The 20,043-nt window shown below is 73.4% G+C and carries 14 protein-coding genes; 2 read left to right on the top strand and 12 right to left on the bottom strand.

Going from position 1 to position 20,043, the window contains the following annotated elements:
* Nucleotides 1-4 precede the first annotated feature (4 nt).
* Together EKH77_RS00605 and EKH77_RS00600 are read left to right on the top strand one after the other, a co-directional pair.
* A complete protein-coding gene (locus tag EKH77_RS00605) occupies nt 5-1,348 on the top strand; it encodes a phage tail sheath family protein (protein ID WP_126912482.1) in 1,344 nt (447 codons plus the stop codon).
* Nucleotides 1,349-1,355: 7 nt separating this feature from the next.
* Nucleotides 1,356-1,784, top strand: a complete 429-nt coding sequence (locus EKH77_RS00600) for a hypothetical protein (RefSeq protein ID WP_126912481.1) — start codon at nt 1,356-1,358, stop codon at nt 1,782-1,784.
* 11 nt (nt 1,785-1,795) lie between these two features.
* Here EKH77_RS00600 and EKH77_RS00595 read toward each other — a convergent pair whose 3' ends face one another.
* The 12 genes from EKH77_RS00595 to EKH77_RS32815 all read right to left on the bottom strand — a co-directional run bounded on the left by EKH77_RS00595 (nt 1,796) and on the right by EKH77_RS32815 (nt 20,028).
* On the bottom strand, nt 1,796-2,821 hold the full coding sequence (locus EKH77_RS00595; RefSeq protein ID WP_126912480.1) for a terpene synthase family protein: 1,026 nt from the start codon (nt 2,819-2,821) through the stop codon (nt 1,796-1,798).
* A 107-nt stretch (nt 2,822-2,928) separates the two neighbouring features.
* Nucleotides 2,929-5,289, bottom strand: coding sequence for a hypothetical protein (locus tag EKH77_RS00590; RefSeq protein ID WP_126912479.1), 2,361 nt, complete (start codon nt 5,287-5,289; stop codon nt 2,929-2,931).
* On the bottom strand, nt 5,286-7,460 hold the full coding sequence (locus EKH77_RS00585; RefSeq protein WP_126912478.1) for an ATP-binding protein: 2,175 nt from the start codon (nt 7,458-7,460) through the stop codon (nt 5,286-5,288). The genes EKH77_RS00590 and EKH77_RS00585 overlap by 4 nt, the downstream gene beginning before the upstream one ends.
* Nucleotides 7,457-8,086, bottom strand: coding sequence for a DUF4255 domain-containing protein (locus tag EKH77_RS00580; protein WP_164737682.1), 630 nt, complete (start codon nt 8,084-8,086; stop codon nt 7,457-7,459). Before EKH77_RS00580 ends, EKH77_RS00585 begins: the two co-directional genes overlap by 4 nt.
* Nucleotides 8,083-11,049, bottom strand: a complete 2,967-nt coding sequence (locus EKH77_RS00575; RefSeq protein ID WP_126912476.1) for a beta-propeller fold lactonase family protein — start codon at nt 11,047-11,049, stop codon at nt 8,083-8,085. The genes EKH77_RS00580 and EKH77_RS00575 overlap by 4 nt, the downstream gene beginning before the upstream one ends.
* The gene (locus EKH77_RS00570) at nt 11,046-12,224 is read right to left on the bottom strand and encodes a hypothetical protein (RefSeq protein WP_126912475.1); all 1,179 of its coding nucleotides are present in this window, start codon (nt 12,222-12,224) and stop codon (nt 11,046-11,048) included. The genes EKH77_RS00575 and EKH77_RS00570 overlap by 4 nt, the downstream gene beginning before the upstream one ends.
* Entirely contained in the window at nt 12,221-14,305 is a 2,085-nt protein-coding gene (locus EKH77_RS00565) for a putative baseplate assembly protein (protein ID WP_126912474.1), read from the bottom strand. Before EKH77_RS00565 ends, EKH77_RS00570 begins: the two co-directional genes overlap by 4 nt.
* 18 nt (nt 14,306-14,323) lie before the next feature.
* A complete protein-coding gene (locus tag EKH77_RS00560) occupies nt 14,324-14,857 on the bottom strand; it encodes a phage tail protein (RefSeq protein ID WP_126912473.1) in 534 nt (177 codons plus the stop codon).
* Between the two features lie 37 nt (nt 14,858-14,894).
* A complete protein-coding gene (locus tag EKH77_RS00555) occupies nt 14,895-17,072 on the bottom strand; it encodes a hypothetical protein (RefSeq protein WP_126912472.1) in 2,178 nt (725 codons plus the stop codon).
* Between the two features lie 7 nt (nt 17,073-17,079).
* Nucleotides 17,080-17,487: a GPW/gp25 family protein gene (locus EKH77_RS00550; RefSeq protein WP_126912471.1), complete on the bottom strand. Its 408-nt coding sequence runs from the start codon at nt 17,485-17,487 to the stop codon at nt 17,080-17,082.
* Between the two features lie 22 nt (nt 17,488-17,509).
* Complete coding sequence (locus EKH77_RS00545) at nt 17,510-19,309, bottom strand: VgrG-related protein (RefSeq protein WP_164737681.1); 1,800 nt, start codon at nt 19,307-19,309, stop codon at nt 17,510-17,512.
* A complete protein-coding gene (locus EKH77_RS32815; protein WP_164737680.1) occupies nt 19,306-20,028 on the bottom strand; it encodes a LysM peptidoglycan-binding domain-containing protein in 723 nt (240 codons plus the stop codon). The genes EKH77_RS00545 and EKH77_RS32815 overlap by 4 nt, the downstream gene beginning before the upstream one ends.
* Nucleotides 20,029-20,043: the final 15 nt, after the last annotated feature.

Raw genomic sequence — 20,043 nt, 5'->3', positions numbered from 1 at the left:
AACGATGGCGACCAGGCCCCAGCCCCCAGGCGTCTACGTCACCGAGAAGTCCAGCGGCGTCCGCATGATCGTGGGAGTGGGCACCTCCACCCCGGCCTTCCTCGGCTACACCAAGCTGCCCGATGTGGCGCCCCCGCAGCGGACGACCCCGCCCTTCACCGCCGACGAGCGCGTGATCCCCCAGACCGTCCGGGGATGGCAGGAATTCGTCGACCGCTACAACATCAAGGAACTGAGCGACGAACTGGCCGCCCTCCTGAAGAAACAGAAGGACAACCCACCCCTGTCCGCCGGGGAACACAAGAAGGTCCAGGTACTCCAGCGGTGCCTCACCCTCGCCGAGGCGGTGTACGGGTTCTTCGCCAACGGCGGTACGACCTGCTACGTCGTCGGCTTCCTCAACCCGGACACCCCGGTGACCGGCTCCGGTCTCGCCGGGGACGCGGAGGCGCGCACGGGCCTGGGCGGGCTGGAGACCGTGCCGGACGTCACCATGGTCGCCGTGCCCAGCCTCTGGGACATGACCGTCGCCGCCACCGAAACCGAAACCCCGCCGGCGCCGGACCTGCCGACCGGCAAGGGACTGATCGACAAGGTGCTCGCACACTGCACCCAGCTGCGCAACCGGCTCGCGGTCGTCGACGCGCCACCCGGCCAACTCGTCGAACCGCTCAAGGACTTCGTCGGCACCCTCGCCACACCCGACTCGGACGACGCGGCGTTCACGGCGTTGTACTACCCGTGGGTGGAGGTTCCGGGTGTGGACGGGGTGCGGCGCATGGTGCCGCCGTCGGGTCATCTCACGGGCGTGTGGGCGCGTACGGATGCGGAACGCGGGGTGTTCAAGGCCCCCGCCAACCAGAACCTCCGGGGCGTCCTCGGCATCCCCACCCTGCTGACCGACGACCAGAACGGCGAACTCAACGAGAAGGGCGTCAACTGCCTCCGTGTCTTCCCCGGCCGAGGACTCCTCGTCTGGGGTGCGCGGACCCGCTCCAGCAGCCGGGACTGGCGGTATCTCAACGTGCGCCGCCTCGTCTCCTTCCTCTCCGATTCCATCCGGCAGTCGACGACGTGGGCGGTGTTCGAGCCCAATGACGACCGGCTGTGGGCGACGCTGGGGCATTCGGTCGTGAGTTTCCTGACCGATCAGTGGCGTCAGGGCGCGTTGCTCGGGCGGACGCCGGACGAGGCGTTCTATGTGATCTGCGACCGAACGAACAACACCTCGGCCACGATCGACGCCGGGAAGGTGGTCTGCGACATCGGCGTCGCGCCGGTGCGCCCGGCCGAGTTCGTCCACTTCACCATCACCCAGATCGCCGGACAGCCCGGCGCGACAAGCTGACGGAACCATGCAGAAGACCGTGGTCAGGCAGGGTGACACCGTCACCCTGACCCTGACACCCCCGGCCGCGCTCGTTCCGCCTTCCCTGGTCGTCCCCATCCCGAAAGGCACCGCGGGCTTCCGCGTCGAAGGGGCCACCGCCTGCGTGCCGAACGACATCGAGACCATGGTCATTCCCGTCAGCTATTCGACCCTGACCTTTCCCCAGGCGGGAACCGGCAACGTTCAGCTGAAGGTTCCCGCACAGAACCGCGCCAAGTACGCAAGGACCGCCCACGGCGCGACGGAAGTCGTCGTCGACGGCGGCCCGCTCGAGCTGATCCTCACCGTGGTCGGCCCGGCGAGCAATCCCGGCGGCAGTGACACGGTGGGGAACAAGTACCCCGGAACGGCGACCCTCACCTGCCTCCGTGTACGCCCCGTGACAGCCGGATAACGCGCTATTCCCTACAGATCCCTGAGAGCGGCGATGGTGTCCTCTATGCGCGGGGACCGCTGGACGAAGCCCACCCCGACCCGGCTGTAACGGTCGGTGGCCCGGCTCCAGTCGTAGTTCCCGCGCATACAGGCCCGGTTCGCCTCCAGGAAGCGGTGAGTGCTGTCGCGCTGCCGCGGGGACAGCCCCAGGGAGGCGCACAACTCATGTGTCCGGTCGGCGAGTCGCCGGAAGCGGTCGACACGCTGGTGGACCATCTCCCGCAGCAGGCCGATGGCTTCCTCCTGCGAGCAGTCGTGTTCGCGGCGGAGGAGTAGGACCGCGTTGTCCGGTTCCCCGTTGGCCACGTCCTTCTCCAGCGAGTGGAGGTCGTTGGTCAGGATGACCACCTCCGCGGTGATCTCGCGGATCTCCTGGACGAGGGTGCTCTCGTGCACCTCCGGGGGCGCTTCGAAACCCCCGCAGCGTTCGGTGGTGTCCAGGACGCCCTCGACGCCTATCGCCAGCCGCCGTAACGCCAGGTACCGGTTCATGTCCAGGACGAGCCCGGCCCTGCGGTTGACCGCCTCGGTGACATAGGTGAGGAAGTACTGCTCCCAGTGGCGTGCGGCGCGCTCCCGCCAGGCCGGCGACATGCCCTGCCGCAGCCGCTCCCAGTGGTCGAGCCACAGCCGGGCGAGCGGGAAGGTGGGCCTGACCGAGGGCGCGTCCGGGTTTTGCCGGGCGAGCGCGGCCATCTCCTGGCAGATCTCGTAGGCGGCGAGCGGATCCCTGCCCAGGTGGCTGTCGAAGAGGTCGTCGAAGAAGAAGTAGAACGTCTGCCCTTGGATGCCCAGTTCCAGGTCGTCCCCGAACGCGTCGGGGTGAAAGCGGCCGGCGAGCTCCGCCACCGCCCACGTCAGGTACCGCTCGGCATTGGACGCGCTGGTGATGAAACCTTCCGCCTTCAGCCACTTCATGTGACGGGCGCTCGCGGCCTCGACATCCGGGCTGATCCGTACCTCGAAAGGAATGTCCAACGGAACGTTCTGCGGCATGCGTGATCCCCCTCCTCGCTGAAATCCGGGAGATCCAACGATCACCAGACAGGGGCCCACGTGACAAGTCTTCTGGTCCGTCGGCTCGGCCTGTGATATGAGGCCGGTCAGGAGCCCGCGACTTCCGTTGCCCAGACGAAGTCGTAGCGCATGTGCCGGCCACCGACCATCGTGCCCTCGCCTCGGTCGCGCATGTTCACCGTGAAGGCCGCCTTCGGCAGGAGCAGCACCTCCTGTTCGTCCGGCTCCCTGGAGAAGTAGGCGATGTCCCTGCCGCTGTGCCCGGTCAGCTCCAGGCAGTAGAGCACCCGGCGGCCGCCGGTGGGCGGATGCTGGAGCGGCAGGAACTTCTCCGCCTCCTCCCGGCTGCGGCTGGTGCTGGTGAAGCCGCTGAACGTCATGCGTGTGCGGGGCACCAGCTCCCAGCCCGCCCGGTACACCACGCCCTTGACCGGCGGCAGCTTGTCCAGCGCTTCGACGAGCATGTCGGCATGCGACTTGGCCTCGGCCCGCAACGTCCCCGCGAGGCCGTGCATCCGCCCCCGGACGGCCTCCAGCCGCACCGAGCGCTCCGCGTCGGACAGCCCCGGTGCCCGGTAGTCGTCGATCAGCCGCTGGAGCTCCGCGTCCCGCCACGTGGCGTACGGCACCTCGACCGCCTCGCCCTGTGCCAGCAGGGAGATCATCTCGTCGACCAGCCGGTGCACCCCCGCCGCGCCCAGGGCCCCGGGAGCCGCCAGAACGCGGTTGACGAGTTGGTGGTTGCTCCCGGTGTACTGGGCCAGCGCCAGCAGGTACGGGAGGCGGAGCCCGGCCCCCAGCCGGGACCTCTCCGCGTCCGCCTCCGCCCCCGTCAGACCCTGCCCGGCCAGCCAGTCGGTCAGCTCGGCGCCCGGACGCCGCCGGAGGAGGGCGCGGCGCTTGCGGCGCGCCCCGGCCACCGTGCGGTCGTCCACGGTGACCATGCCGCCGTCCTCGGGGGCGGCGAGCGCCTTCTCCTCGTACCCAGCCGCGTACGGCAACTCCGGCAGCACGGCCGTCGGCAGGGTGTCCCTGACGAACGCGTCGAAGTCCCGGTACATCCGGGCGACGTCCTTCGACGACGCCGTCAGCCCCGCGAGCGCGGGCAGTCCGGCGGCCTTGGCGCCCCGCAGGATCTCGTACAGCGAATGGTCGCGCCCGGTCAGCATCCACGCGGCGACGGCGAGGAAGAACCCGCGCTCCGACAGCTCCGACGCGCTCCCGCCCCCGGTGCCGGCGCCCGGTACGGCCCGCAGCCAGTGGAAGGCGCTGAGCATCCGGGTGGTCGTCCCCGATATGCCCGCCACCAGGGGAGCGCCGCGTTCGTGGTGCTTGCGGTACCAGCCGTCGTCGGGGCTCATGGCGAAGACCGCCTCCCCGGAGGCCCAGGGCAGCGGGAACTCCGGCCCTTCCTCGCCCGGCCCGGTCATCGCGGCCCAGAGCGCCTCGGGAGTGACCGTGTGCCGCCGGGGAGCGAGGTCGTCGTCGAGGCCCTCGACGGACAGGTCGGTGGTGCTGCGGCGGGCGTGGGCGGTCTCGGCCTCGCTCAGCGGCACGCGCAGGTCGCGGTAGTCGCGCAGCGTGCGCTTGCCCGGGCCGGTCGAGGGGTCCGGGCGCTCCGTGCGGCGGCGCTGGCTGCGACCCATCGACAGGGTCGTGCCGGCGCCCTGTTGCACAGTGAGGTTCCCCAGAGCGAAGACGTCGTCGGCGAACTGCCGCCGCAGCGGGTGCGGGAGACGGCTGAGGAGGCCGCGCGCGGTGCCGGCCAGATGGGCGCGCTGGGCGTCGAGGGCCTCGGTGTCCAGGCCGAGCTCGCGGGCCAGCCGCAGGTCCCCGCCGAGGACCACGCGGTGCAACAGGGTCTTGAGCGACACTTCGCGCTCGTCGGGGAAGGGGCGGGGTTGCGGGCCGTGCTTGTAGTACGCGGCGTTGTAGAAGGCGGTGACCAGTTCACGGACGGTGGCCGACGAGTCCGGCGCGGTCCACTGGAGGAGCCGTTCCCCGGGGTCGCCCTCGATGCCCACCTGGCCCGCGCTGTGCGGGTCGTCCTTGAGGAACGCGCCCGCCGCCGCGTCCGGGGTGAACCCCCGGCTCAGCACTTCGTGGAGCCGCAGCACGGCGGTCCGGGCGGCACGGCCCACCTCCGGCGCGGCGGCCAGCGCCGCCCCCAGCCGCTGCTCGTACAGCTCGGCCGCCTGGTGCCAGCCCGGCGCGGCCAGCGCCCGGCGATGGCCGAACGGCGCCCCGGCCGTGCGCTGTCCGGCCGTGCGCCGCCCGGCGGGGCCGGTCAGGGCGTGGGCGACGGCGGCGTTGCCGGCCTCCTGCTGGAGGTTCCGCAGCCGCTCCGCCAGGGTGGCGGCCGTGTCCGGCACCGGTTCGGCGGCGGCCGGGGCGGCCGCCTCCGCGCGAGTGACGGCGGTCGGTGCGTGCGACGGCGCCGGGCTCACGAGCGCACCTCCTGGGCAAAGGCCGACTCGTCCACGTAGCGGCCGAGCTTGGCGTACTCCTCGCGGACGGCCGCCAGCAGGTCCGCCATGGCCACGGGCCGGTCGGCGTCGGCGGCACGGTAGGCGGCGGTGACGGCGCAGCAGCGGATGGCACCGCCGGACAGGTCGAAGGCCGAGGCGAGCGTCGCGAGCCCGGCCGGGCCGACGTCCCGGTCCCGTGGCACGGCCGGGCCCAGACACCGCTCCCACAGAGCCCGGCGCAGGGCCTCGTCGGGAGCGGGGAAGTGGACGACGAGGTCGAGACGGCGCAGGAACGCCGCGTCGATGTTGCCGTGCATGTTGGTGGTGAGCAGGGCGAGCCCGTCGAAGGACTCCAGGCGCTGGAGCAGGTAGGACGTGCTGGTGTTGGCGTAGCGGTCGTGGGCGTCCTGGGCGGGGGTGCGCTTGCCGAAGACGGCGTCGGCCTCGTCGAAGAGCAGGACGGCCTCGTCCGCGTCGGCGGCCGTGAAGATCCGCTCCAGGTGTTTCTCGGTCTCCCCGATGTACTTGTCGACGACGCCGGCCAGGTCGACGACGTGGAGGTCGAGACCGAGTTCGGCGGCCACGACCTCGGCGGCCAGGGTCTTGCCGGTCCCGGACCCGCCGCTGAACAGGGCGCCGACGCCGCGTCCCCGCCCGCCGCCCGGCCGCATCCGCCACTGCCCCAGGACGCGGTCGCGGTGGCGGACGCGCCGGACGAGATCGCGCAACTGCTCGTGGGGCCGTTCGGGCAGCACCAGGTCGTCCCAGGTGACGGCGGGTCGTACGGGCCGGGCGAGCCGGCCGAGCGCGCCACCGCTCCAGCGACGGGCCGCTTCCCGGACGGCGGCGGCGTCCACGGGCACGCCCCGCGCGGCGGCCTGCCGGCGGGCGGCGGCCGCGACGGCGTGGATCCGGGCGGGGCCCGCCCGGTACCGGGTGCCGGCCGCCACGGCGGCGTCGCCCGCCGCCGGGTCGGCCGTGGCGTGGTCGTCGGCCGTCGGGTCCGGTGCCCGGACGGGGGAGGAGAGCTCGTGGCGCCACAGCGCGGCGCGTTCGGCGCGCGTCAGCGGCGGGCAGTCGGCCAGGACGGGAGGCGTGCGCGTCCAACGGGCGTCCCACGGCCGGTTTCCGGTGAGCACGAGGGGGACGGGCACGTCGGCGAGGGGCGCGAGCAGGGCGCGTGTCCACCGGTCGTCGTGCGAGCCGAGAGGGCCGATGACCAGCCCGTCGCCGCGCAGCCGCGCCTCGAGCAGCGCGGCCCGGACGGCCTCGGCCGCCGACGGCTCCGCGTGCTCGGGGTCCTCAAGGGCCACATGGAGGCCCTGACGGCCCGACGCGGCCAGGGCCGCCCGGGCGATGGCCGTGGCGGTGCCGTCGACGCTGTCGCGCAGATACACGGGCCACGGGCGCGTGAGCAGCCGGTCGACGTGCCGTACCGCCTCGGCCAGGGGGCCATTCCCCAAAGGGGGCAGGGCCGGTGGCGCGGCCAGCATGCCGTCGTCGCCCAGCAGATGCGCGGTGACACGGTCGGGGACGCGCAGCCCCCGTGTCGGATACGGGCGCGAGGCGTCGACGACCTCCAGCAACCCACCGGCCCGCAGGGGCGCGTCGGGGGAGAACAGCCGGCGGGCGGTCGCGGACGCTGCCGGGACGCCGCACAGCGTCAGCGCGAGGCCGATGGTGGCGTGCCGACAGGTGATGTCGTCGTTGAGGTAGCCGTAGCAGCGCTCGAACCGGGCGTCGACGTCGGGAGCGAGCGCGATCAGCAGGACCTGGGTGGCGAGTTCGTCCAGACCGAACCCGTCGGCGAGACGGCGCAGGGGCGGTGGCGCGCCCGTGGCCGTCGCCGCGTCCTCCCGGGCACGCACCGAGGCGGCCAGAGCGTCCTCGAAGGCCTCGGCCGGCAGGGGACCGGTGGGTGCGTCGAGGAGGTGCGGGGCCATGTCGTCCGAGACATAGAGCCCGCGCAACGGGTCGAAGGGCGCCTCCTCGAGCTCGGGGAGCGCGCCCTCGGCGGCCGTGGGATCCTCGCCCGTGCGCCAGGCGATGGCTCGTCGGACGGTGGCCTCGACGACCGCCAGCCTGGCCAGGAGCCAGTCCCCGGGGACGGGCACGGGCGCGCGCGAGGGACGTGCCGTGGGCGCGGTCACCGCGTGTCCCCCGGCGCCGGACCGGGCTTGATGTCCTCGTTGACGACCGGGGGTTCGGTCACCCAGTGGGTATAGGACTCCGGGACGAACGACAGCAGGGGGATGGTCACGGTCACGTTCACGGTGGGGACGAGCGTGTGCCCGACGGCGCTCCACAGTTCGGTCAGGGCACGGTCCTCCGTCGGCGGGTGTCCCACGTCCAGCAGCGTCGTCAGCTCCATCTCCTCCAGCTCCGGGGGAAGCCGCACGGGCAGCTCCCGGTCGCGGGCGAAGCCCACGAGGAGGTCGCCGAGCATGTTGTGGGCGATGAGCGCGTCCGGCGCCCACGCGGCCACCAGGTACGACAGCCGGGCGTACCGGGGCGGGTCGAACTGCGCCTGCTTGAAACGCAGCATCCCCAGCGGGCCCAGGGGCAGCCCCTCGTACCTGTAGACCGTGCCGGTCTGCCGCCGGTCCAGGTCCTCGCGGATGTCGTACAGATAGACGCCGACCGCCTCGGAACCGGATGTCTCGCCGAGCCCGTTCTCGCGGCCGGGCGGCTGGAAGGTGATCGTGAAATCGGGGGGCAGGCAGGTCATGTCCTGCCGGATGCGTGCCTTCAGGGCGTGGTCGACCAGCTGGATCATCGCCGGGCCTGCCGCAGGTCGAAGGCCGCCTTCGTCGGGCCGACGAGGCCGAGCGCCGTGGTGTCGGCCACGGACACGGCCGAGCCCTCGGCGTCGGCGAGATACACCCGAGGTGTCGCGAGGTGTGGATCCGGTGCGCTCCCGGCGAGTGCCCGGCCGGCCGGCACGGTGAAGAGGGGGGTTCCGGTGGCGGTGTCGAGCATGAGGAACGCTCCGTTGTTCTCGCTGGTGACGAAGAGCAGGGCGCCGTCCGCCGACACCGACACCGATTCGGGCCCGACGATCAGCGGATGACGCCATGTGGCCACGACTTCGGGCGCCCCCGCCGCTCCGGACAGGGCGATGACCGTGACGCTGTCGTCCCCGTGGTCGGCGACGAAGGCCCGGGCACCGCCCGGGGCGCAGGCCACGCCCATGGGATCCCGGCCCACGGCCAGCGAGACCACCTCATGGTCGCCTGCCAGGCGTACGCAGTGGACGGCTCCGGCGGCGCGGTCGCTGGCGCACGCGTAGGCGCCGTCGTCGGTGACGGCGACGTCCCACGGGCTGGAGGATCCCTGGCTGCCCACCGGAACGGGTGTCACTCCGGAAGTGAGGACGGTGACCGTCCGGCTGGTGAAATCGGCGATGTACGCGGTGCCGTCGTCAGCGGCCGCGATCGAGTAGGGCATGGCGGCCTTGTCGAGCGGCAGGGTCTTGGACTCCTGTACCGCCAGCCGTGTCCCGTCGAGCGTGAGGACGGCGAGAGACGCTTCGCGTGTGGGGGCCTCATCGCGGCCTTGGTTGACGACGTACAGGGTCCGGTCGTCCCGGCAGGCGAGCCCGGTGGGCCTGTCGACGGGCTGGTGGGGTGATGTGGCCACGATGGCCATCTGCTGATCGTTCTTCGCCAGTTCGGTGCCGTACACCGTGCCCAAGGCGTTGTTGTCGCTCATCCAGGTCTTCGAGACGGCCGCGTAGAGGTACTGTCCGTCCGGGGAGAGGGCGAGGCCGGGAGGGATCGGGACATTGTTCTCGACTGTGATCGTCCGCCTGTATTGCGCAGGGTTCGTGGAGATGTCGAAGACCTCCACCGTGGCCCTCTGCCCGGCGGCGTTGGAGACGTAGAGCGTGCCGCCGTCGGATGTCAGAGCGAGTCCATAGGGGCGCTGCATGGCTGTGGGCGTCTTGGCCACGGCCATGTGGAAGGCCCAGGCGTCGTCCACCGTCGCCCGCTGGAGGACGGAGACCGTGCCGTTCTGGTAGTTGGCGACGCACAACCGTAGCCCGTCGGCCGACAGGGCCGGTTCGTGCGGGCCCGAGAGCCGCCCCGCCGTCGCGTCGATGGGATCCAGCGGTTGCCACTGCCCCGGGCCGGTCCGGGACAGGACAGCGATTTTGCCGCCTTGCTGGTTCTCCGGGGTCCTGGCGAAGTCGGCGATGTACAACGTCCTCCCGTCCGGGGACAGTGCGGCTCCGGTGGGCTGCTGGCAGTCGACGGCCTGGGCCGCTATCGTGTACCGGCCGCCCTTGGGGTCGACGAGGGAGACCGTGGCCGTACCGGAGTCGGCGGTCACCGCGTACCGCCCGTCCGGGGTGACGGCCACGCCGTACGGACTCGCGCCGGGCGCGAGGGCGATCGGCGTCACCGTGACCGCGCCGTCGAGGGTGAGTGTCTCCCCTGGGGCCGGGGTGAGCAGGAGCAGGGAGGACGAGCCGGGACTGGTGGCACAGGCGAACGTCCGGTCGGGGGCGATGGCGACGTCCCACGGCTGGTGAGGCGCGCCGAGGGCGACGGGAGTGCCGGGCCGGCGGGTATCGAGATCGAGCACCGCCACCTTGTCCGACGCCGAGTCGGCGGCATAGGCCCATGCGCCGTCCGGTGACACAGCGACATTCACTGGCTTCGAGCCCGCGCCCGTCGGGATTTCGTCGGTCTCGCGGGGTGCGGTACGTACGGTGACGAGGTCGCCGGTGGCCTGGTCGCCGACGTACGCGAAAGCCCCCTCCGGGCCGTGGACCACCCCGGCCGGCACTGCGCCGACGGGGGTGCCCAGGTGCGTGGCGGCCAGGGTGTCCACGCGGATGGCGGTCAGGGTGCCCGAGGTCTGGCCCACGACGAGGACCGAGGTTCCGTCCGGGGCGAAGTCGACGGCGACCGGGTGAGGGCCGACAGAGACGGGACGCGGGGTTCCGACCTGTCCGGTGCCCGGGTCCACGGTGGCCAAGGACACCGTCGCGGAGCCGTAGTTCGCCACGCACAGCCGGTCGCCCCCGGGGCCGAGCGCCAGCGCCCTCGGCTCGGCCCCCACGGGCACGGGCGCGCCGAGGGCCCGGCCGTGCGCGTCGAGGTCCAGTACCGTCACCCAGCCGTCGGCCGTGCCCTCGCCCCGGCTCGCGACGTACGCGAAGCGCCCGCTGCGTGCCACCACGATCGCCCCGGTGGCCCCCGGTACGTGGACCGTCGCGGCCACGGACGGCGACCCGGCCGTGCTCACGTCCACCACGGACACCGTGGCATCCGTCTCGTTGACCACACAGACCAGGCTCGCCTGCCCGCCCGGGGCCGCCGCCACCGCGCACGGACCGGCACCCACCGGCAGCGGAACGGGCGACAGCCCCTCCTTGTCGAACACCCTGACCTGGTCGCCCGCCCAGGCGGCCACGCAGACCTGGTCTCCGGTCAGCCCGGCGACCACGGCGCACGGGTTCTTCCCGGCGTCGACGGTACGCAGCACCGGGAGGCCCGGGGACCCGAGGTCCACCACGGACAGCGTTCCGGCGTCATGGTTCGCGGTGTAGGCGCGGGTGCCGTCGGCGCTGACGGCCACCGCACGGGGATTGCCCTCCACCGGCACGGTGGTGATCCCGGGACGGTCCGGTACGGCGAGGCCGGCCACGACCAGGGCGTCCCCGCCCCAGTCCGGGGCCACCAGCCGGGGCACCGGCCCCGTGTCGCCGTTCTCGCCGTTGCGGCCACTCACGAGGGCACCTCCGCGATGGTGACTCGGTGTTCGACGGAATAGACGGTCTCGCGCGGTCCGCAGTCGATCCGGTCGACGGGAGGCGACTCCACGCCGGTCACCGGATCCACCGGGACCATTTCCACGGTGGCCACCCGGCCCACCCCCGGCACGCCCTCCAGGACGCGGAACGCCTCACCCACGTGGACCGGGCGCCCCAGCGGCCACCCGGTTCCGTCCCGGCCGCCGCCGACGGGGCTGAAGTACCGGTAGAGGGCGCGCTCGGCGGCCACGCGCAGCTCCGCGCGCTCTTCGGCGGTGCGGTAGTCGGCGGGCACGACACGGGCGTTGAACCGGATGCCGTGGTAGACGGGCCGCACCAGCCACACCGGCACCCCCTCCGGCTGGCAGGCCCGCAGCGCCCGGCGCAAGGTGTCGCAGGCGTCCCGGGTGGGTGTGAGCATGTGGTACGGGAACCAGCCGCGTTCGTCCGTGGTGACGAAGGGGACGACCATCAGCGTGACCCCGGCCTGGGTGCTGCCACCACTGGTGTCGGTGTAGCCGTTCCTGCCGTCGTGCGAGGCGGAGGTGTTGCGCACGCCGACGACACGCTCGTCCGGCTCCTTCAAGCGGCGGATCTCACCCGGGTCCAGCCCGTTGGCGGCCGCGCCGAGTGTCGCCCTGTACGTGCCGTGGGCCGTGATGACGGCGCCCTCGGGCGGAATGGCACCGTGCTGCCCGGCTGTCGAGGAGCCCCCCGTCACCTTGGGGCCGAAGTGGACCTGGCCCGTGCTGGCGTTGATGACCACATGCTTGTCGTTCGGGCCGGACTTCTCGAACGAGGTGACGGTCGTCCAGCCCTCCGCCCCCACATGGACCGTCGGGAGCGGCCCGCACACCGGGGCGTACAGCAACGGAAAGACCTGTTCGGGGTCACCGGTGGACGACGGGAACGGCCGCTTGCCCTCGTCGAGTTCCTCGTACTGCTCCGCGCGGACGCTGCCTGCGCTTCCGGAGTCGGCGTAGACCGTGTACGTCGTGTCGTGTGTGCCCTTGGGGTCGAGGATCTGGACGGCGATCCAGCACGATGCATCCTCCGTCGGGAACCCGGATCCCAGCGCTTCCACGGCGTTCCGCGCCGTCGTGGCCAGTGCCCCGCGCTCGACGGCGGCCTGCCACCGTGCCGATCCGCTCAAGGACACGGGATGGGCGGAGACCTCCCCGCCACCCGCCACGGTGATCTCGCGCGCGGGTGTGGAGGCGTACGCGAGCGGGGCGGAGGTGTCCCACCACGGCGTCTCCTTCCTCGGCGCGAACACCGATACCGCGAGACGGTCCAGCGGCGCCCGGTCCTCGTCCACTGCCACCCAGAGCGTGAGATGGCGTGGATCGTGCGTCTTCTCGATCTCCACCAGCGCGAGGACCAGCCCGCCACCGTCCTTGAACGGCCCGGAGAACTCCGCTCGGTAGTTCTCGGCGGTGAACATGCCGACGGCCGTGGTGGCCCCGGCGGTGAGCCGCAGCGACGCCGCACCGGCGGCTTCCGGGGGAGGCGTTCGGCGTCCTCGGTGGTCGTGAAGACCGTCTTGCCGTCGGCCGTCGTGACTTGCAGCCCGGCGGGAACCCGCTCCGTGCCGGCCGCCAGAGTGAGGCTGACGTCCGTTTTCGCGGGTATCCACGGCAGGTAGTTGCGGGCGGGGTCGAGCGCGTCATGGGGGACGTCACGGAGGTGGTGGATACGGGCCATGCCCGCCGACGCGGCCAGGGCGAGCTGCTCGTAGTCGCCGGGGACGACCGCCCGTTCCGGCAGCGGAGAGCCCAGGGGCAGCCGTGTCGCGCAGGCCTCGGCGGACTCGCCCTCCGTGCCGCCGACGGCCGGCGCGGGATTGGTCACGGAGGAGACGTACGGCAGCGGAGTGCGCAGCACCGTGAGGGTGCGCGCGGGCACGTTGCCCCGGGCGCCGCCGCCCGTCAGATAGCGGCGGATCCGTACGGCCGCTCCCGCCGGCAGCGGCGCCCCGTGCCGGCGCGGCCCCCGGGCGCCGACCACGACGGGAGCGAAGACGGCCTCCCCGGTGCGTGGATCCAGCGTGAAGTGCCGGTCGTCGGGCCCGGACCCCGCGAGCGAGGCGACGTGGGTCCACTGGACCACCCGGCCGTCGAGCGCCGCTTCCACCACGAGGGGGTCGGTGCTGCGGGGGAGCGGCGGGTGCGCGAAGCGAAGGCGCTCGCCGGGGGCGCCCGTCGCGGTACCCAGCGTCTCGTCGCGCACCAGCCGCGCCTGGACGACCGGGACGGAGACGACGAGCACCGGCTGGAGCGCGACGCGCGTCAGCGCGCTCTGCCCGGGTTCGGTGCGGTAGCGGATCAGCCCGACGTCCCGCAGCCGTTGGACGAAGAAGCCGCCCTGCCCGTCCGGCCTCTGGAGCAGGAGCTGCGCGGGCGCGTGGGCGGGCGGCACGTCGAGGGAGACCCGGCCCGGGGCGTCGCGGGAGGTCACCGTGTCCGTGGCCACCCGGCAACTGGTCCAGTGCGTGCCCTGCCATGCCTCCCAGCGGCCCGGGACGACCCCGCGGCCGAACGGGGCCCGGCCCAGCTCGACGTCCAGGGTCACCCGCGTGCTCGGCACCGGCACCGAGAGGACGGCCAAGGCGTAGGAGGAGCCGCCCCGACCTGCGCCGATCAGCCCCGGGGCCCCGCTCGCCGGGACGTCCCCGGGCGGGGGGAAGTCGCCGAGGTAGGGCAGGTTGAGGTGGAAGGCGGGCCCCGGGAAGGCGGCCTCGCCGGGCTCCACCGTCACCGAGGAGCCGAAGGCGGTCAGCCTCCCCCGCAGGGCGCCGTCGGCCACCCGCTCCTCCGTGAAGTCACCGGCCGCGACGAGGACGCACGGGTTGAGCACCGCGTCCGTCAGCGTGGTGAAGACGACCGGCTCCTCGTCCCCCACCGGCCGGGTCGCCACCTCCTGGCCCGCCGGTACCACCACCGGTTCCGGCGACGGCGCGGCGAGTTGCAGGACGGCCTCCGTCCGCGCGGGCGCGGCCCTGTACGGCCGCACGCCCAGCAGGCGCAGCACCTGGAGCCGGCGCTGGTCGGCGGCCAGATCGAGCCGGTCGCGCACGGCCATGACCATGTCGGCGCACGTCTCGATCAGGCCCCGGCCGGGGTCCGTCAGGTCCTGCCCGGTCCAGGTACCCACCCTCCCGCGCACGCCGGCGACGGCCGCGGCGACGATCTCGTCGCGGGTCCGCCCGTCGTACTCGGGTGTCGGCAGACTCATCCGTGAGCGACCTTTCCGTCAGGAGCCGGCGATGGTGACGACGGCCTTGAAGGGCAGATGCGCCGGGCAGTGCGCCTGGACCAGGCGCGTGAGCCGGCTCTCCAGCGCCCGCCGGTCCTGCCCGGCGGGGGCGGTCAGGGTGACGGTCAGCATGCGCCCGGCGCCGGGAGCGGGGTCGGAGTCGGTGAAGACGCGCCCCGGGTCGTCGACGACGAGCGTGAAGTCCGGCGGCACCCAGCGCAGGATCTCCCGGGCCTCCAGCCCCAGCCCGTACGGCGTCCCGCGATACGCCGCCAGGCGGGCCGCGAGGTCGACGGCCCGGCGCCGCCGGATCTCGTCCCAGCCCGGCTCGACGCGGGCCCCGCTGATCCGGATCAGCCAGTCGAGGAAGGCGGGCGGCGCGCGCCACGGGTCGAGTACCGCGTCGAGGTCGTCGAGACGCTCCTCGGCGGGCGCCATGACCTCGCCGATCGCGGCCGCGAACGCCTGCGCGACGGTGTCGTGGCCGTAGACGGCGGGCAGGGGCAGCGGACGGGTCGGGGAAGTCGGCACGGTCACGGTTCTCCTGATCGGTCGTCGGGTTCGTGGGTCAGCCGTCCGTGGGGGCGATGCGCAGGGTGACGTCTTCCAGAAGGACCAGGCCGCCGTCGGACACCTCGACGGAGGTCACCGGCCGCCCGCCGTCGTCGATGAGGGCCACATCGGTCGTGCCCCGCAGCCGCGGCACCTTCTCCAGGACGTCGAAGACGTCGCCCGCGTGCACCCGCCGCCCCCACGGCCAGCCCCGCCCGTCCGGCCCGCCGGCCGTGGGGTGGAAGAAGCGGCGCAGAGCGCCTTCGGCCGCTGTCCGGGCCTCGTCGACGTCCGCCCGCGTGCTGCTCCACGGGCGTACGGTCGCCTCGACGCCGAAGGAGTGGTAGCGGGGTTCGCCGACGCGCAGCCGTTCGCCCAGCAGCCGGGAGGCGTCGACGACGCCCACCACGGAGGCCAAGGTTTGCGGTGGGATGCCGAAGGCACCGTCCGGTGGGCGGACGGTGGGGTCACCGGTGACGTGCGGGACGAGGAGGACGTGGAGCGGCTCGTCCTCGCGGCGCCACACGGCGGGCTCGGTCCGCGTCCCCTTGACGAAGTAGAAGACCCCGCCGACGACGACCACGGCATCCGGCTGCTCCTGGCACTCCGGCGAGAGGCCGGGGAAGGACTCGGAGATCAGGGACGTCACACCCCGGCTCTCCGCCCGCGGGACGAAGGACCGGTCGGAGTAGGTGTAGGCGCGGTGGTAGAACGTCTCGCCCTTGAAGAAGAACAGTTCGTACGCGTCGTCATCCGCGCCGTCATCGCGTTGTGGATCGGCGAGCAGGGCGACCGCGTCGAGGTCCGCCCAGAACGAGTGCGCCGGGTCGTCGGCACTACCGGGCAGTCCGGGGAACTCCTCCTTGACGGGCCGTGACGACCGGTCGTTCCCGTCCCAGAGGCACTGGTCCCGGTAGAACCAGAGCCTGGGCGCCGTCTCGTCCGTGCGGATCATCGCGTCGAGGCACTGCGCGTCCCGCACGGGACCGGGCACCTCGTCGCCGTCACCGGCGGGCCCGCCCTGCTGCTCCAAGGGCAGGGCGCGCGGGGTGATGACGCCGCTGTCGTCGTAGTAGTGCACGGCCCGCAGCGGGTCGCGGGCCGCGACGGCGCTGGTGAGGACGTCGGGAGGGCGGGGCGGTGCCTGCAGGGCCGTCGGCACGCGGGAGTCGGTGGGGCGGGTGAGCGCCGTGACCCGGACCCGGGCCAGCCCCGGTACGTGCTCGTCGATGATCCGCTCGTGGTCGGCGGCCGTGACCGCGCGGCGCGGCGGCGCCAGCCCGAGGCCCGCGCGTTCCAGCGCCCGCCGCCAGTCCTCGGCCTCCTCGGACGCGGCGACGACTGCCTCGACGACGGCCGTCAGATCGGGCTGGGCCACCGCCAGGGGCGCGCCGGCCTGGACCCCGCCCTCCCGGCCCCGGAACACGTCGTACTCCGCGCCGATCCGCGCGCCTTCCGGCGGCACCTTCCCATGCTGCCGCGCGCCGCCCTCGGCGGGAACCAGCGGCCCGAAGACCACCTCGCACGAGGCGTCGTCCCACCAGTGCGCCCGGTCGTCCGGCCCCGCTCCGGCGAACGTCGGAACCGCCCGCCACTCGACGCCCCCCACACGAACGGTCATCGGCGGCCCGAACGGCGGTTCCGCCACCGGGGCGCCCGGCCGCCAAGGACGGTGGCGTGTCGGGAAACGCCCGGCGGGACGGCCGTCGGCGACGCCCAGCACCTCGGTGACCCGCACGAGCCGCTCGTCCGCCTCCACCGCCCCCGTGGTTCGCGCCCCCTCCAGGACGAGCGGCGCCACGGTCGCCAGCACGACCGGCTCCTCGCCCTCGGTGCGCACCACGGTGCCCGCCGGGATCTCGCGCCGCCCGGTCGACCCGTCGGTCCGGGTGAACGCGACCACGATCCGCGTCGGCGACGCGGGAAGGGGAGTGATGCCCATGAGGCGCAGCAGAGCGAACCGCTGGCGGCCCGTCATGCGATGGACGCGGTAGAGCAGTTGGTCGGTCCGCTCGGCACACGCCTCGATGAGGGTGATGCCGGGATCGGAGACGTTGTGGTCGGTCCACTCGGGCACCCGCCGCGGTAGGGCGCGTTTGGCGGCGTCCACCAGCGGCTGGAACCGCAGGTCGTCCAGGTCGGGGACGGGAACACCGGACGGGTCCGGCGCGGGGGGAACGGACGGGTCGGCCATGACAGGGTCACTCCACCGGGGAGTCGCCGGGCAGGGTGTAGAAGGGGAAGACGAGGTTGCGGGGTTCGTTGGTGGCGCGCAACCGGTAGCGGATGTCGATGTAGAGCACTCCGACGTCCGTCGTGTCCATGCTGAACAGCAGGTCGTCGACCTCGACGCGCGGCTCCCACCGGTCGAGGGCGCGGCGGACCTCCGCGTCGGCGCGGGCGACGGTGGTGGCGTCGAGCGGGTCGAAGACCAGGGCGTGGACGCCGCAGCCGAACTCCGGCCGCATCGGCCGCTCGCCCGGCGCGGTGGACAGGACGATGCGCATCGCCTGCTCCACGTCCTCGGCCCCGCGCGCCAGGCCCACGCGTCCCGTACCGGTGATGACGGCGGGGAACGCCCACCCCGCGCCGATGATGTCCACGGTCACCCTCCCGCTACGAGGTTGGAGGTCAGTTGATGTCGACGGTGTCGCCGGTGATGCCGGTCCGCTGCCCGTCCAGCGAGAGCTGCCCGGTGCTGGTGACGTTCACGGTGGCCCCCTTGAGCGTGAGCCCGCCGCCGCCCTTGCCGTCGTCGGCCGTGACGGTGACGGTCCCCGCCTTGAGAACCAGGCTGCCGCCCGTGCCCGCGTCGACGGTGACGGTGCCCTCGCCGCGCGCGTCCAGCGAGACCCGCAGCGTTCTGCCGCCCTCGCCCGCCGTCAGGACGATGGTGCTGTCCTTGCGGTCGAGATGAGTGGTCAGCTTCCCGTCACCCGTCCGCAGCCGCACGCCCTGGGGGCCGTCGGCGGCGCTGAGGAGCTCCATGAGATCACCCGAACGGGACGCGAGCGAACGCCTGTTGGCGCGCCCGGTGCCCGAGTCCACCAAGGGAAGACCGTGGTCGGTGGGGGAGTCGACGCCGTTGTACAGCCCACCGAGGACGTACGGCCGGTCGAGCCGCCCGTGCTCGAAGCCGACGAGCACCTCGTCCCCGGCCTCCACGGGGAAGACCCCACCACCACCGGCACCACCCCACTGCACGGTACGCGCCCAATCGGTCACATAGTCCTGCGACAGCCACGGCAGACGCAGCCGTACGGCACCGCGCTCGCCCTGCCCCGGTTCCTTGATGTCCGTGACGATCCCCACCGCCACCCCCAACGAGGACAGCGCCGGCGGATACGGCACGACGGGCGGCGGCAACGGGCCGACCCCCACCTCCGTCCGGTAGCCGTGGTCACCGTCGAAGGTGTGGCGGCAGGAGGTGAGCGTGTACTTGCCGGCGAACGGCTCACCCACCCCGGCCAGCGTCACCGGCACCCCCGCCGCGAGCTCGGGCGTTCCCGCCACCTCGGCGGACAGCGCCGCCATCCCGGCCGCCGCCTCCTGCGCCAGCGCGTGCGCCGCCACGTCCACCTGCCCGGCGGTGGTGTAACCCCGGCCGGCGACGAGCAGATCCGGCGCCGCGCCCGGGAACGCCGTGCCCAGCCGCGCGGGCGTGACCCCCAGCCGCAGCCGCGAGCTGTCCCCGGCCCCGGCCCGCGCCGACACCGCGGCCTTGCCGGCCGGATCCCACCCGCGCACCTCCACCCCCGCCACCTGCCCCTCGGACGACACCGAGGCACGCAACGCCAGCAGGTTCTCCCCGAGCTCCAGGACGAACGGACTGCGATCCGCCCCCGTACCCGGCGCGGGCGCGCCGCCCGCCGCCGCCGGGCGGCTTATATGGACGGTGTCCCCCTCGACCGACAGCCGCAGCCCCCGCTGGTCGGCGAGATGACGCAGCAACTCCCAGTCCGTCAGGTTGGGCTGGGCCAGATACGGGATCCGGGTGCGCTCCGCGTCGACGCGGCCCGCCTTCAGCCCGTGCCGGGCCACGGCCTGCCCGACCACCTCGGCCACCGTGGTGTCCACGTACGCGGCCACCCGCCGCCCCCGCGCCAGCCGCTGCCCCCGGTCCGTGGCCCGCACGGTCGTGAACGTCCCGTCCGAGTCCACCTCGGTCTCCAGCGCCGTGACCTCACCGTCGAAGATCCCCACCCGGGTCCGGCGCCGCGCCACGGCCACCGAAACGGTCACCGGCACCCCCACCGCGATCCCGGCCGAGGCCAGCAGCCGGTGCGCGGGATCCCGGAACCGCAGTGTCGCCCCGGCCGGCACCCCCACCGCCGTCTCCACCCGCGCCTCGACCAACTGGTCGGCCCACTCCTCCCGCAGGGGCGAGCGGAAGGCCACGATGGGCTCCGCCGCGTACAGCCTCTCCGTCACCCGGCACCCCCCGCTACACGCTCCTCCAGCACCGGCAGCACCAGCACCGTGCCCACCGGCACCCGGGCCGGATCGTCGACGTCGTTCGCCTGCGCGATCTCCCGCCACCGCCCCGGATCCCCGTACGCCTGCCAGGCCAGCCCCGCCAGACTGTCCCCGGCGACCACCAGGTGCGTGCCCACCGGCCCGTCACCGCCCGACGTCGGATTCTGCCGGGGCACCGTCCCCCCGACCTCCTCCAGGGAGACGGCGCACTGGGCGCGCAACGGCGTCCCGTCGTGCCCGAACCGCGTGTACTCCGCGTCCACCCGCGTCACCAGGGCGAGAAACGCCGTCGTCCGCGCATGCCCCCACGCCAGCCGCACCCATGGTGCGGAAGCCGGCTTCGACGCCGTGCTCCGCGCGGTCGGAGCACAGCAGTCGAGCAGCTTCTCCACCTGGTCCTGCACGCTCGGGCCCGGACCGGAGGCGTCCAGGAACACGTCCAGCGTCATCGTCCGCGGCTGCGCCCCCACGAACTGCGCCCGCGCCGCCTCCCCGTTGGACGGCGCCCGGCTGCGGTCCCAGACGGCCTGCTTGCCGACCCGCACCCGCTCCGGGTTGAACTGCAGCTTGACCCGGCCGCGCTCGGGCCCCGGGGAGGTCCCCGCACCCGTCGGGGGATCGTAGATCACGAGGGCGGCGCGCACGGGTGCGCCGCCGAGCAACTCGGACAGCATGCGTTCCTCTCCGAC

It is taken from the genome of Streptomyces luteoverticillatus (assembly GCF_003970715.1).
Taxonomy (GTDB): Bacteria; Actinomycetota; Actinomycetes; order Streptomycetales; family Streptomycetaceae; genus Streptomyces; species Streptomyces abikoensis.
Note: the sequence above shows the minus strand (reverse complement) of the source record. Positions and strands in the feature narration are given on the sequence as shown.

Bases quoted from the DNA above. Each gene is read 5' to 3' on its own strand.
- EKH77_RS32815 (WP_164737680.1), bottom strand. From the start codon at position 20,028: ATGCTGTCCGAGTTGCTCGGCGGCGCACCCGTGCGCGCCGCCCTCGTG.
- EKH77_RS00580 (WP_164737682.1), bottom strand. From the start codon at position 8,086: ATGATCCAGCTGGTCGACCACGCCCTGAAGGCACGCATCCGGCAGGAC.
- EKH77_RS00595 (WP_126912480.1), bottom strand. From the start codon at position 2,821: ATGCCGCAGAACGTTCCGTTGGACATTCCTTTCGAGGTACGGATCAGC.
- EKH77_RS00555 (WP_126912472.1), bottom strand. From the start codon at position 17,072: ATGGCCGACCCGTCCGTTCCCCCCGCGCCGGACCCGTCCGGTGTTCCC.
- EKH77_RS00565 (WP_126912474.1), bottom strand. From the start codon at position 14,305: ATGAGTCTGCCGACACCCGAGTACGACGGGCGGACCCGCGACGAGATC.
- EKH77_RS00600 (WP_126912481.1), top strand. From the start codon at position 1,356: ATGCAGAAGACCGTGGTCAGGCAGGGTGACACCGTCACCCTGACCCTG.
- EKH77_RS00605 (WP_126912482.1), top strand. From the start codon at position 5: ATGGCGACCAGGCCCCAGCCCCCAGGCGTCTACGTCACCGAGAAGTCC.